Annotated in this window: 10 protein-coding genes; 7 read left to right on the forward strand and 3 right to left on the reverse strand. The window is 71.1% G+C overall.

Annotation, left to right across the window (positions count from 1 at the left end; translation table 11 throughout):
* Positions 1 to 91: 91 nt before the first annotated feature.
* The 4 genes from pepN (at position 92) to ACGFIV_RS24765 (ending at position 6437) form a co-directional block, all read left to right on the forward strand.
* Positions 92 to 2659, forward strand: coding sequence for an aminopeptidase N (gene pepN, locus ACGFIV_RS24750; RefSeq protein ID WP_358546699.1), 2568 nt, complete (start codon positions 92 to 94; stop codon positions 2657 to 2659).
* Positions 2660 to 2926: 267 nt separating this feature from the next.
* Positions 2927 to 3478 (forward strand): LemA family protein, encoded by a 552-nt coding sequence (locus ACGFIV_RS24755; RefSeq protein ID WP_358546696.1) that lies wholly within the window; start codon positions 2927 to 2929, stop codon positions 3476 to 3478.
* A 13-nt stretch (positions 3479 to 3491) separates the two neighbouring features.
* Complete coding sequence (locus tag ACGFIV_RS24760; protein ID WP_392837912.1) at positions 3492 to 5432, forward strand: DUF2207 family protein; 1941 nt, start codon at positions 3492 to 3494, stop codon at positions 5430 to 5432.
* Positions 5433 to 5444: 12 nt separating this feature from the next.
* A complete protein-coding gene (locus ACGFIV_RS24765) occupies positions 5445 to 6437 on the forward strand; it encodes a hypothetical protein (RefSeq protein ID WP_392837914.1) in 993 nt (330 codons plus the stop codon).
* A gap of 8 nt (positions 6438 to 6445) precedes the next feature.
* Here ACGFIV_RS24765 and ACGFIV_RS24770 read toward each other — a convergent pair whose 3' ends face one another.
* Positions 6446 to 7867 carry an amidase gene (locus ACGFIV_RS24770; protein ID WP_358546687.1) on the reverse strand — a complete coding sequence of 474 codons (1422 nt, stop codon included), beginning with the start codon at positions 7865 to 7867 and terminating at the stop codon, positions 6446 to 6448.
* A 325-nt stretch (positions 7868 to 8192) separates the two neighbouring features.
* Between ACGFIV_RS24770 and ACGFIV_RS24775 the strand changes: the two genes are divergently transcribed.
* From ACGFIV_RS24775 to ACGFIV_RS24785, 3 genes are all read left to right on the forward strand, one after another.
* Entirely contained in the window at positions 8193 to 8840 is a 648-nt protein-coding gene (locus ACGFIV_RS24775) for a nuclease-related domain-containing protein (RefSeq protein WP_358546684.1), read from the forward strand.
* A gap of 193 nt (positions 8841 to 9033) precedes the next feature.
* A complete protein-coding gene (ilvD, locus tag ACGFIV_RS24780; RefSeq protein ID WP_358546681.1) occupies positions 9034 to 10875 on the forward strand; it encodes a dihydroxy-acid dehydratase in 1842 nt (613 codons plus the stop codon).
* Positions 10876 to 11206: 331 nt separating this feature from the next.
* Positions 11207 to 11734, forward strand: coding sequence for a WYL domain-containing protein (locus ACGFIV_RS24785; protein ID WP_358559806.1), 528 nt, complete (start codon positions 11207 to 11209; stop codon positions 11732 to 11734).
* Positions 11735 to 11855: 121 nt separating this feature from the next.
* Here the strand turns inward: ACGFIV_RS24785 and ACGFIV_RS24790 are convergent, their stop codons facing one another.
* On the reverse strand, positions 11856 to 12065 hold the full coding sequence (locus ACGFIV_RS24790; RefSeq protein ID WP_392837917.1) for a zinc ribbon domain-containing protein: 210 nt from the start codon (positions 12063 to 12065) through the stop codon (positions 11856 to 11858).
* Positions 12066 to 12169: 104 nt separating this feature from the next.
* The gene (locus ACGFIV_RS24795) at positions 12170 to 12679 is read right to left on the reverse strand and encodes an HNH endonuclease (RefSeq protein ID WP_358559802.1); all 510 of its coding nucleotides are present in this window, start codon (positions 12677 to 12679) and stop codon (positions 12170 to 12172) included.
* Between the last annotated feature and the right edge of the window lie 43 nt (positions 12680 to 12722).

Genomic DNA, 12722 nt, shown 5'->3' on the forward strand with positions numbered 1-12722 from the left:
TGTTCCGGTGCCGCATCAGGGCGCCCGACGTGGCAGGATTCATGCATCCCTCTCGCGAAGGGGCGGGGGAGAGTCGTGATGAGGAGCGGATGTGGCAGGCAACCTGACCCGTGACGAAGCCCGGGAGCGGGCCCGACTGCTGAAGGTGGACTCCTACGCGGTCGAGCTGGACCTCACCGAAGGCGACGAGCGGTTCGAGAGCATCACTACGGTCCGCTTCTCCTGCAGTGAGCCCGGGGCGAGCACGTTCATCGACCTGGCCGAGGCGAGGGTCCGCAAGGCCGTCCTGAACGGCGCGGAGATCGACGTGACCGCCTACGACCCGGAGAAGGGCCGTCTGCCCCTTTCGGGCCTGTGGGCGAGCAACGAGCTCCAGATCGATGCCGACTGCACCTACATGCGCAGCGGCGAGGGCCTGCACCGGTTCGTCGACCCCGTCGACCAGAAGATCTACCTGCACTCGCAGTTCGAGACGGCCGACGCCCACCGCATGTACGCCTGTTTCGACCAGCCCGACCTCAAGGCCTCCTTCGAGCTGACGACGCTCGTGCCGTCCGACTGGGAGGTCGTCTCCAACGCCGCTCCCGACTCCGTCGAGGAGCTGGAGGAGCACCACGGGCGCCACGGCACGCTCCAGACGGCCAAGCGCTGGCACTTCCCCCCCACCCCGGTCATGTCGACGTACATCACGGCCCTGGTCGCCGGGCCGTACGCCGTGGTGCGCGACGAGCACGACGGCATCCCCCTCGGCGTCTTCTGCCGTGCCTCCCTGGCCGAGCACCTCGACGCCGACAACGTCATCGAGGTCACCAAGCAGGGCTTCGACTTCTTCCACCGGGTCTTCGGCGTCCGCTACCCGTTCGGCAAGTACGACCAGCTGTTCGTGCCGGAGTTCAACGCGGGCGCGATGGAGAACGCCGGAGCGGTGACCCTGCTGGAGGACTACATCTTCCGCTCGCGCGTCACCGACGCCGTGGTGGAGCGCCGCGCCGAGACGATCCTGCACGAGATGGCGCACATGTGGTTCGGCGACCTGGTCACCATGCGCTGGTGGGACGACCTGTGGCTGAACGAGTCGTTCGCGACGTACATGTCGGTCCTGTGCCAGTCCGAGGCCACCCGCTGGGGCCAGACGGCGTGGACCACGTTCGCCAACGTGGAGAAGTCCTGGGCCTACCGGCAGGACCAGCTGCCCTCCACCCACCCGATCGCCGCCGACATCCCCGACATGCAGGCCGTCGAGGTCAACTTCGACGGCATCACCTACGCCAAGGGCGCCGCCGTCCTCAAGCAGCTCGTGGCGTACGTCGGGCTCGACAACTTCCTGGCCGGCGTCCGCGACTACTTCGGTGAGCACGCCTGGGGCAACACCGAGCTGAAGGACCTGCTGACGGCCCTTGAGCGCACCTCCGGCCGCGACCTGTCGTCGTGGTCGAAGGAGTGGCTGGAGACCGCGTGGGTCAACACGCTGCGCCCGTCGTTCAGCGTCGACCCGCAGGGCCGGTTCCTCAACTTCGAGGTCCTGCAGGAGGCCCCGGCCGACTACCCGACCCTGCGGTCCCACCGCGTCGCCATCGGCCTCTACTCCCGGGTCGAGGGCGCCCTGGTCCGTGTGAAGCGCGTCGAGCTCGACGTCGTCGGCGCCCGCACCCCGGTCCAGGAGCTGGTCGGCGAGGTCCAGCCCGACCTGGTCCTGATCAACGACGACGACCTGACCTACGCCAAGATCCGCCTCGACGAGCGCTCCCTGCGCACCCTGGTCGAGGGCGGCATCGCCGGCTTCACCGAGTCGCTGCCGCGCGCCCTGTGCTGGTCGGCCGCGTGGGACATGACGCGCGACGCCGAGATGGCGACGCGCGACTACGTCCGGCTGGTCACCGCCGGGATCCACTCCGTCACCGACATGACGGTGCTGCAGACGGTGATCCGCCAGGCGCGCCACTCCGCGCAGCAGTACGCCGACCCGGCCTGGCGCGACACCGGCCTCGCCGAGCTGTCGGCGGCCCTGCGCGGCCTGATCGCCTCCGCGGAGCCCGGCTCCGACCACCAGCTGGCCTACGTCAACGCCTTCACCGCGGGCGCCACCTCCCCCGGCGACCTGGCGTTCGTCCAGGGCATCCTCGACGGCGCCTCCGTTCCCGAGGGCCTGACCGTGGACGCCGACCTGCGCTGGACGCTGATCCACGCGCTGGTGTCGGGCGGGGTGTTCTCCGCCGACGACATCGCGGCCGAGCTGCGGCGCGACCCGACGGCCACCGGCGAGCGGTCGGCGGCCCTGTGCCAGGCGGCGATCCCCACCGCCGAGAGCAAGGCCCAGGCGTGGGCCTCGATCACCGGGGGCACGCTGAGCGGCGCGGTCCTGCGCTCGACCGTCGTCGGGTTCATGGACCCGAACCACGTCGAGCTGCTCCAGCCGTACGGCGAGCGCTTCTTCGAGGAGGTCGGCCGCATCTACAAGAGCTGGACCTCCGACAGCGCCCAGCGCTTCGCGACCGGGTGCTACCCCGCGCTGCTGATCGACACGAGCACCGTGGCGAGGACGCAGGACTACATCTCCTCCTCCGAGCCTCCGCACGCGCTGCGCCGCCTCCTGCTGGAGGGCGCCGACAGCATCAGCCGGGCCCTGCGCGCCAGGGCCAAGGACGCCTCGGCCGCCTGAGGTCCTTCCGCCACACCCCGCAGGCCGGCCCGTGCCCCACGGGCCCGGGCCCGGCCTGCCCGCCCGAGGAACACCCTCCTTGAGGCCCGGCCCGCCCGATGTCCAAGTCCGGTTGGACGTCAGGCGGGCCGGTCGGCTTCAACGGCGTTGTAAGCGCGTTGCAACCAGCACGCGGTGCTATTGGGCCAGAACCCGGCAGCATCCGTTTACAGCAGGCCACGGCAGGTCTACTGTGCGCGCTGTCACCGTACGTCAGGGAGGCCCCCCTTGATCACCCTCGTCGTCGTCGGCATCCTCGCCCTCGTCCTCATCTTCGTCGTCGTCACGACCTACAACGGGCTGATCCGCAGGCGCGGGGCGGTGGACAACGCCTGGGCGCAGATCGACGTGCAGCTCAAGCGCCGCCACGATCTGATCCCGAACCTCGTCGAGACCGTGAAGGGGTACGCCTCCCACGAGCGCCAGACCCTCGAAGCGGTGGTCGCCGCCCGGCGGCAGGCGGTGTCGGCCCAGGGCCCGCACGACCAGGCCGCCGCGGAGAACATGCTCTCGGGCGCCCTGAAGAACCTGTTCGCCCTCTCGGAGGCCTACCCCGACCTGAAGGCCAACCAGAACTTCGCCGCGCTGCAGGAGGAGCTCGCGAGCAGCGAGAACCGCATCGCCTACTCCCGGCAGTACTACAACGACGCCGTGCTCGCCTACAACAACGGCATCCAGACGGTCCCCGCCAACATCGTGGCCGGCATGACCGGATTCCAGCAGCGCGAGTACTTCCAGGCGCCGGGCGAGGAGCGCGGCCCGGTCCAGGTCCGCTTCTAACCCCGCCCCTGCGATGATCTACATACTCGTCGTCGTGGCCGCCCTCGGCCTCTGGCTGCTCCTGCTGGCGACGCTGGCCTTCTCCACGCGCAGCCCCGACATCGAGCCGGGGCCGCCCACCAGCGAGCTACGCGACGAGTCGCCCGCGCTGGTCGACCTGATCACCGGCAACTGGCGTCTGTGCGACGAGGCCGCCTCGGCGACCCTGCTCGACCTGGCCGCGAAGGGCGCGGTCCAGATCGAGGAGATCGGCCCCGAGCTGTCCCTCGTGCGGCTCCGCGAGCCCCGCACGGCGCTCACGGCGTACGAGAAGCTGGTCCACGACCATGTGCGGTCCCTCGCCACCGACGGGGTCGTGGCCACCGGCGCACTGGCCGAGGGCGCGAGGAACCTCGGCCGCTGGTGGAAGAGCTTCCGCAGGAAAGTGATCGTGGAGGCGCGTGAGAAGGGCCTGTCGCGGCCCCGCTGGAGCAGGTCCCAGGCGGCACTGCTCACGGTCGCCGCGGCGGTGCCGGCCCTCGCCCTCGGCGTCGCGGTGGCCGCGACGGCGGACACCGGCCACAAGGACGGGGGGTTCGGGGCGGCCATCGTCGGCTTCGCGCTGCTCACCTCGCTGCTGGGAAGGCTGAACGGCGAGCGCGGCACGGCAGAGGGGGCCAGGGTCGCGGGCTACTGGATGGGGGTGCGCGCCCACCTGGCCGCCAACCAGGGGTTCGCCGAGCAGCCCGCCGCGGCCGTCACCATCTGGGGGCGGCACCTCGCCTACGCCGCCGCTCTCGGCCTGGCGAGACGGGCGGTGACCAGCCTGCCGATCAGCGTCCCCGCCGACGACAAACGGGCCTGGTCCGACTACGGCGGCATGTGGCACGTCGTCAACGTCCGCTATCCACGGCGCATCATGTGGGGCCGTCCGCCCTGGCCCACGATCGGGCGCGGCCTGGTCGCCGGGCTCGCGAGCGGGTTCTGGCTCTGGTTGCTCGGCATCATCGCCCACGCCGTTCTCGGCTGGCCGGAGCCGCTGGTCATGCCCGTGGCCTACCTGGGCGCCGCCGTCGCGGCCGCGGTGCCCATCGCCTTCGCCATCGCCGACCTGACCACCAAGACGGAGGTGGAGGGTCAGATCGTACGGCTGCGGGCGATCCAGGTCGGCACCAGCGGCAACGACCAGCCCAAGTACGCCTACTGGGTGGCGCTGGACGACGGTCACCTGCGTGACGTCAAGGCCTTCGGCATCGAGGAGGCCAAGTGGAGCCCGCTGGCCGAGGGCGACCGGGTCAGGGCGCGCGTCGGGCGGAGGCTCGGCTGGATCCACGAGATCGAGATCCTCGACCGCTCGCGGCACCGCGACGCGTCCTCCTACGACGACACCGGCGAGTTGCTCCTCAACGTCCCCGAGAACCTCGGCGAGGTGCCGGTCCTCCGCCGCTCCCCCCTGGCTCCGGCCGCGGGGACGGGCGGCGGCGCGCTCGCGGTGTCCGGCGAGGGCACCGACCACGGCGGCCCGGCGGGTGCGGCCTCCGGCGGCGGGGGCGCGGACGGCCGTACGGCCGCTCTGGTCACGCCCGGCGACCTGCGACGGGCGCTCGGCATCACGGTCGGCCCCGCCGGGCCGTACCGGGAGACGCTGCCCACGCCCCCCTGGCTGGCCGTGCGGTCGTGCCGCTACGAGACGACCGGCGGGACCCCGGTGACCGTGGACGTGCACGCGGCGTCCGGCGCGCGGGGCGGCTACCTGATGGTCCTCGGGCACCTGCTGACCCGTGTGGAGGGGCGCCAGCTCTCCGGGGTGGGCACCGGCGCCATGCTGTACCCGGGGGTGGTCTCGGCGCGGACGAGCGAGGGCACGTTCGCGATCCACGTGCACTCCCCCGCCGGCCCGCCGCCCGAGGACGCGCTCGTCGACCTGGCCCTCACCGCGGCGGCACGCATGGAAGGCGGATCACCGGTCGCGTGAGAGGGTTACCAGGTGAAATCGCCCCTCGATCTTCTCACCGAGCTCGCCCGGCGGTACGCCTTCGGCGATCTTGGAGCCCTGGCTCCCAAGGTCGTGCCGGAGGCCGTGCTGATCCCGGCGCTCTGCGAGTTCGGCCAGCGGCTGCTCACGCTCGACGCCGAGGACTTCGCCGCCGAGGTCGACGCGAAGACCGTCCCCAGCGCCCTGAGACGCCGCGCGCGTGACTGCCACATGCCCCAGACGCCCCGCGAGCAGCCGCGAGGCGCCCTCGCCTCCCTCAGGCCCGCCTACGGGCTGCTGCTGGAGGTCATCCAGGTCCGCTGGGAGCGGCGCGAGCTCAGCTCGGTGATGGCGGCCCTGCACATCGCGGGCGAGTATCTTCCGCTGCTGGCCTTCGAGCCGGTGCTCGGGCACGCCGGCGACCCGGCGCGCTGGCCCGAGGGATTGCGCGCCGAGGGCAGCCGGTTCGGCGTGATCGGCGACCGCGAGTGCGACCACACCAAGAGCGAGAGGTCGGCGGCCGAGCGAACGCTGCGGGTCGCCCACGAGCCGCCCGAGGGCTGGCGGGCCTACTTCGACCGCCAGCACAGCCAGCTCGCCGGGGCGATGGCGACGTGCGTCGCCAAGTGCCGCAGGCCGTGCACGGCCATGGACTGGATCGCCGCCGAGGCCCTCGAGAGCCTCGCCCTGCGGTGCAAGGTCGCGCTCGCGTTCGCCGACACCCCGCTGGTACGGCTGCGTCACGCCGCGCCGGTGGGTCACGGTTTCGGCGTGCCCTCGCCGGAGGAGGTGCTCGAGGCCTGGGCCCGGAGCCGGGCGCACCTCGACAAGAACGGCATCGGTCACCATGCCACGCGCGACGACGGTTTCCCCCTGCCGGGCCTGCCCAGTCTGTTCTCGGCGGTCGCGGGCGCGACGATCGAGCCCTCGACGCTGCTGGCGGACGTCGCCGCCCGGCTGGTCGAGCTGATCGAGGGCCCGGTGGCGCGCGGCGTCGCGTCGTAAACCGCCGGTCACCAGACGGCGGGCCGCCGATCGCCCCAGAACCCGCCGACCGCCGCCTCGACCTGGGCCGAGACCGAGATGAGCGTGGCCTCGTCGCCGAACCGCCCGGCGAGCATCACGCCGATCGGCAGGCCCTCATCGGTCCAGTGCAGGGGAAGGTTGACGGCGGGCTGGCCGCTGACGTTGTAGATCGCGGCGAACGGCGCGAACCGCTCCATGCGGTGGAAGGTCTCCTCGGGGTCCTCGACGTCCTCGAACCAGCCGACGGGCACCGGCGGCAAGGTCACGGTGGGGCTGAGGACCGCGTCGTACTCGTTCATCACCAGGAAGCCGAATCGCGTCGCCGTCTGCAGCGTCGCCTGGGCCTGGAGGAACTCCGGAGCCGTGGTCGCGAAGCCCCGCGCACGCAGCCACCTGGTCAGGGGGCGCAGCTTCGGCTCCAGCGAGGGGTCCACCGGGTGCATGCAGGAGAAGCAGAACCACAGCTTCTCGAACTCGCTCACGATGGAGGGGTCGAACGGCGGCGGCATGTCGACGACCTCGTGACCGAGCGACTCCAGCAGCGCCGAGGCCTTCTCGTAGGCCTCAAGGACGTCCGGATGCACCTCCGAGCCCGGCACCACGGGCGTGGCGTTCCTGCCGATCCTGAGGCGGCCCGGCTCGCGCGTGACCGCCTCGGTGAAGCCGACCGGCGACGGCGGCGCGACGTACAGGTCGCCGGGCTGGTTGTGGGCCATGACCTCAAGGAGCGCGGCGGCGTCCGCCACCGTGCGCGCGATGGGCCCGTTGGTCGACAGCCCCGCAAGGTCGGGGACGATCGGCGCGAAGGAGATGCGCCCCCGGGTCGGCTTGATGCCGTACAGGCCGCAGACGGAGGCGGGGATGCGGATGGAGCCCGCACCGTCGCTGCCGTGCGCGGCGGGGGCCAGGCCGGCCGCGACCGCGGCCGCCGCTCCCCCGCTCGAACCTCCCGCCGACCGGGTGAGGTCCCAGGGCGTGCGGGAGGGGGGCGACACGTAGGTCTCGGTGTAGCAGGGAAGGCCGAACTCGGGGGTCGCGGTCTTGCCGATCATGATCGTGCCGGCGTCCCGCAGCCGCTCGACCACGCTGTCGTCGACGGGCGCGACGAAGCCCTCGTAGGTGGAGGAGCCGAAGTGGATGGGAACGTCCTTGACGAGGTTCAGGTCCTTGATCGGGATGGGCACTCCGAGCAGCGGGGGAAGATCGGCTCCGCCCTCCAGGGCGAGGGCCTCGGCCCTGCGCGCCTCGTCGAGCGCCCGGTCGGCGGTCAGCGTGACGAACGCTCCGACCTCGGGATCGATCCGCTCGACGCGCTCCAGATAGTGCTTGGTGATCTCCACCGGAGACAGCTCCAGGGATCGCACGGCCGCCGCCTGCTCCAGGGCTGTAAGATCGTGTATGTGCGCCACGCTTCCGCACAGTAGGGCCTTTGAGCAACGGTTATCTAGAGAGAAAAGAGTTAGATACCCGGCTTTTCGCCTTACAATGCGGGAAGAGACGGCCACAAAAATGTGAACTAGCCAACACTAGGCATGCCCTTGGGCGTCAACTACCGTGAGTTACGTGGATTCCGGTCTAGAACCTGATGACGGTCACAATACGTCACCCATATGGGTGAGTGAGCGTCCCTCGGAGCCGAAATCTCGGCCCCCAGCTCCTGAGGCGACATACGCGCCGATTCAGCGCGCGTCGCTGCTCGGACTGCTTCAGCAGCCCAGATATCAGCATCTGCGGGTGCGTGCCCTGATCGCCGCCGGTGCGGGTCTGGTCGTCGGCATCCCGATGTGGAGCTGGCGGCTCGGCCTGGTCGCGGCGATCATCGCCGCGATCGCCGACACCGTCTACCGTGCGCGTACGGCCTCAACGGTCGCGCCCTGGCGCCGCGCCTCGGCCGCCGAGCGGCGCACCGAAGCCCAGCTGAGGAAGCTAGAAAGAAACGGCTACCTCACGCTGCACGCGCGCGCCATCCCCGATAGCGACGCCCAGATCGACCACCTGGTCGTCGGCCCGACGGGGGTGTACGCCGTCGACTCCGAGAAATGGGACAAGCGGCTCCCGGTGCGCGTTCAGTCGCACCGCAAGCTGTTCCACGGGCCGTTCAACCAGAAGCCGCGCCTCGACGAGGCGCGCTGGGAGGCGTCCCAGGCGAGCGAGCTGATCACCAGGGAGCTCGGCCGTGAGGTCAGCGTGGTGCCGTCCCTCGCGATCTACGGCCCGGCGATCCCGTGGAAGATCCTCAACATCCGCGAGGTCGACGTCTTCGACGGCAGCCGCGTGAGCAAGTGGATCACCAACCGGGAACGCTCCTTGACCAGCGACGAGGTCGAGGAGATCTACGCCGCCGCTGAGCAGGTCCTCCCGGCCCGCTACCCCGAGAGCTGACCACCAGAGGGTCCTTCGGGGTTCCCGTCACCGTCCACCACTGCCCCCGGGAATCCCGAAGGATCTTGTACGTCCCGCCGGCGCGCTCCGGTTCCCGTCCGCCGGCCTGTCCAGCCTGTGGACCGCTGGTCTCGCCAGACGGGCGGTGGCCGTACCATTTGAAGACTCAGCGTCGTCGGATGGGAGAACGGTCATGCCGGCCCTCAGGTCTCGTACGGTCACTCATGGCAGGAACATGGTCGGGGCTCGCGCCCTCCTCCGCGCCACGGGGGTAGCCGGCGAGGACTTCGGCAAGCCGATCATCGCGGTGGCCAACAGCTTCACCCAGTTCGTCCCCGGTCACGTCCACCTTCGCGAGGTGGCCGAGGTGGTGGCGGGCGGCGTCCGCGAGGCGGGGGGCATCCCGCGCGAGTTCAACACCATCGCCGTCGACGACGGCATCGCCATGGGCCACGGCGGCATGCTCTACTCGCTGCCCTCCCGCGAGCTGATCGCCGACGCGGTCGAGTACATGGTCAACGCCCACTGCGCCGACGCGTTGATCTGTGTCTCCAACTGCGACAAGATCACGCCCGGCATGCTGCTGGCCGCGTTCCGGCTCAACATCCCCACCCTCTTCGTCTCCGGCGGTCCCATGGAGGCCGGCAAGACCACGTCGGGCCGCAAGCTCGACCTGATCGACCCCATGGTCGCGGCGGCCGACGAGAGCGTCTCCGACGCCGAGCTGCTCGAAATGGAGGAGGCGGCCTGCCCGACGTGCGGCTCCTGCAGCGGCATGTTCACCGCCAACTCGATGAACTGCCTCGCCGAGGCGATCGGCCTCGGGCTTCCTGGCAACGGCACCACGCTGGCCACCCACAGTGCCCGTAAGGCGCTGTTCGAGAAGGCCGGGCGCAAGATCGTCGAGATCACCAAGCGCTACTACGAGCACGACGACGAGTCGGTGCTGCCGCGCAGCATCGCCACCCGCGACGCCTTCGAGAACGCCATGGCGCTCGACGTGGCCATGGGCGGCTCGACGAACACCATCCTCCACCTGCTGGCGGCGGCCCGTGAGGCCGGTGTCGACTTCGGGCTCAAGGAGATCAACGAGGTCTCCCTGCGCGTGCCGTGCCTGTGCAAGGTGGCGCCCGCCACGTCGAAGTACCACGTGGAGGACGTCCACCGGGCGGGCGGCATCCCCGCGATCCTCGGCGAGCTCGACCGGGCGGGGCTGCTCAACCGCGACACCCACAGCGTCCACGCGGCCTCGCTCACCGAGTTCGTCAACGCGTGGGACCCCAAGTCTCCCGGCGTGACCGAGGAGGCGCTGGAGCTCTGGCACGCCGCGCCCGGCAACGTCCGTACGGTCAAGGCCTACTCCCAGAACGCGCAGTGGGAGTCGCTCGACCTCGACCGCGCCGAGGGCTGCGTCCGTGACATCGCGCACGCCTACACCCGTGACGGCGGCCTGGCCGTGCTCTACGGCAACATCGCGCCCGAGGGTTGCATCGTCAAGACGGCGGGCGTCGACGAGTCGGTGTGGAGGTTCAGCGGCCCGGCCGTGGTGTTCGAGTCGCAGGAGGACGCGGTCGAGGGCATCCTCGGCAACAGGGTCTCGGCCGGCGACGTCGTGGTCATCCGCTACGAGGGCCCCAAGGGCGGTCCGGGCATGCAGGAGATGCTCTACCCCACGAGCTTCCTCAAGGGCAAGGGTCTCGGCAAGGCGTGCGCTCTGGTCACCGACGGCCGGTTCTCCGGCGGCACCTCGGGCCTCTCGATCGGGCACGCCTCCCCCGAGGCGGCCGAGGGCGGCGTCATCGCCCTGGTCGAGGACGGCGACCTGATCGAGATCGACATCCCCGGTCGCGGCATCGAGCTCAAGGTCTCCGAGGCCGACCTCGCCGCCCGCCGCGAGCGACTGCTGGCCGACCTCGGCCGCTATCGTCCCCGTGACCGCGACCGGCAGGTCAGCGCCGCCCTGCAGGCCTACGCCGCGCTGACGACCTCCGCCTCCACCGGCGCCTCTCGCGACCTGTCCCAGCTCTCCCGCTGATCACCAGGTGGTACGGCTCCGCACGAGCCGTACCACCCGCTCTCCACTGCCCATCGGGAGGGCGGGCATTCTCTCAGCGTCGACGGCCGGCTCGCCCCGTAGGGCGGCCGGCCATCCGCGCGTGGTGGGACGGCCCGCTCTGCCTGCCCCGGTGGGACGGCCGGCTCGCCCGGCTCTCCGCGCCCCCCGTGGGGCGGCCGTTCGCCGGTCGCGGCGGCGTTCCGGAGGGACAGTAAGTCGTCACTCCGAGGTAACGAACACTCGCCTCGGAGTCGACCGCTCCAAGACCCGGTGTTCGAAAAATGTCGGTGGCGGCGGGTAGTCTTCTTGTATGGCCAACGTCACCACCCCGCTCCTGACGACCGCCGAAATCGCCGCTCTCGCCCTGTCCCTGGCCCATCTGGGGGAGGGCCCACAGGCCGTCACCGCCCGCCGGGGCCTGCGCAACGTGTTCGAAAACCTCGACTTCGGCGACGACGTCATCGCCGAGACCCTCGACACCCTAACCACGCCGCTGCCGCCCGACGTGGCGAGGCGTGCCCGCACGATAGCGGGCGCCGTGACCGGCCGGCAGGTGGTGCGGCTCCACTACCGCGACGCCGGCGGGCGGGTCACGTCCCGTGACGTCGAGCCGGTCACCTGCCTCGTCCACCGCGATCACTGGTATCTGGTGGGGTGGTGCCGCACCAAGGCCGGCATCCGCGCCTTCCGGTTCGACCGCATCGTGGCGGTCGAGCCCACGCTGGTGCCCGCTCGTCCTCACCGCGCGGAGCGCTACCTTCCCTTCCAGCGAAGGAAGGCCCCCGACCGCCCCACCACCCGCACTCCCACCCACGCGACCAATCGCCGGTCCGCCTGACCGACTCGGCTTCCACGTCAAGGCCGACCCATCACCCGACGACCGGCTCTCGGTGCCGGTCGTCGGCCGTTCAGGCTCGGGGTCGCCGGCCGCTCAGGCTCGGGGCGGGGTGCTCGCTCGGTCAGCCGCAGCAACCACCGCCGCAGCAACCACCGCCGCCACCACTGGGGCGGGGCGCCGAGGCGCCGCCCGTGACGGCGACCGTGGACAGGAGCTTCACGGTGTCCTCGTGCCCCTCCGGGCAGAGGGCGGCCTCGCTGGAGGCGGACATGGGCCGGGAGAGCTCGAACGTGGATCCGCAGGCCCGGCAGCGGTAGTCGTAACGCGGCATGCCATCAGGGTACGACGTGCCGGGACCCTCGGGTCGAGGTCGTCGGAGGAGGAAACCCCGCCCGAGGATCGGTGCGGGGGGGTGTCCAGCCCCGGAGGCGGGGGTCAGGCGGCGGTTTCCACCAGGTAGGGCGCCCATTGGGGGTCGCCGTCGAACTGGGCGCCGATGAGGCGCCAGTGGACGCCATGCGGCACCACCGGGGTGACGCGCAGCGACCACCCGATCTCCTCCAGCAGCCGGTCCGCCTTGCGGTGGTTGCAGGGCATGCAGGAGGCGACGCAGTTCTCCCAGGTGTGCAGCCCGCCTCGGGAGCGGGGCAGCACGTGGTCGATGGTCTCGGCGCGCTGGCCACAGTAGGCGCAACGGTAGTCGTCCCTGCGCATGAGCGCGGCCCTGGTCAGCGGGATGCGTGACCGGTATGGGATGCGGACGTAGCGCCGTAGCCGGATGACCGAGGGCACGTCCAGCGTGCACGAGGCCGAGCGCAGCACCGCGCCCCGGCCGTCACGGTGCACGACGTCCGCCTTCTCCCTGATCACCAGCACGACGGCCCGATGCAGGTTGAGGGTGGTGAGCGGTTCGAAAGTGGCGTTGAGTAGCAGGACCTGGCGCATCAGCGGGCCTCTCCCGCCGTGCGGTCCGAAGAGGGGGATGCGC

Origin of the sequence: Sphaerisporangium sp. NPDC049003 (assembly GCF_043197795.1) — a bacterium.
Classification (GTDB): Bacteria; Actinomycetota; Actinomycetes; order Streptosporangiales; family Streptosporangiaceae; genus Sphaerisporangium.

What these genes read in the sequence shown, in the direction of transcription:
- ACGFIV_RS24760 (WP_392837912.1), top strand. Translation starts at nt 3,492, where the DNA reads ATGATCTACATACTCGTCGTCGTGGCCGCCCTCGGCCTCTGGCTGCTC.
- ilvD (WP_358546681.1), top strand. Translation starts at nt 9,034, where the DNA reads ATGCCGGCCCTCAGGTCTCGTACGGTCACTCATGGCAGGAACATGGTC.
- ACGFIV_RS24785 (WP_358559806.1), top strand. Translation starts at nt 11,207, where the DNA reads ATGGCCAACGTCACCACCCCGCTCCTGACGACCGCCGAAATCGCCGCT.
- ACGFIV_RS24790 (WP_392837917.1), bottom strand. Translation starts at nt 12,065, where the DNA reads ATGCCGCGTTACGACTACCGCTGCCGGGCCTGCGGATCCACGTTCGAG.
- ACGFIV_RS24795 (WP_358559802.1), bottom strand. Translation starts at nt 12,679, where the DNA reads ATGCGCCAGGTCCTGCTACTCAACGCCACTTTCGAACCGCTCACCACC.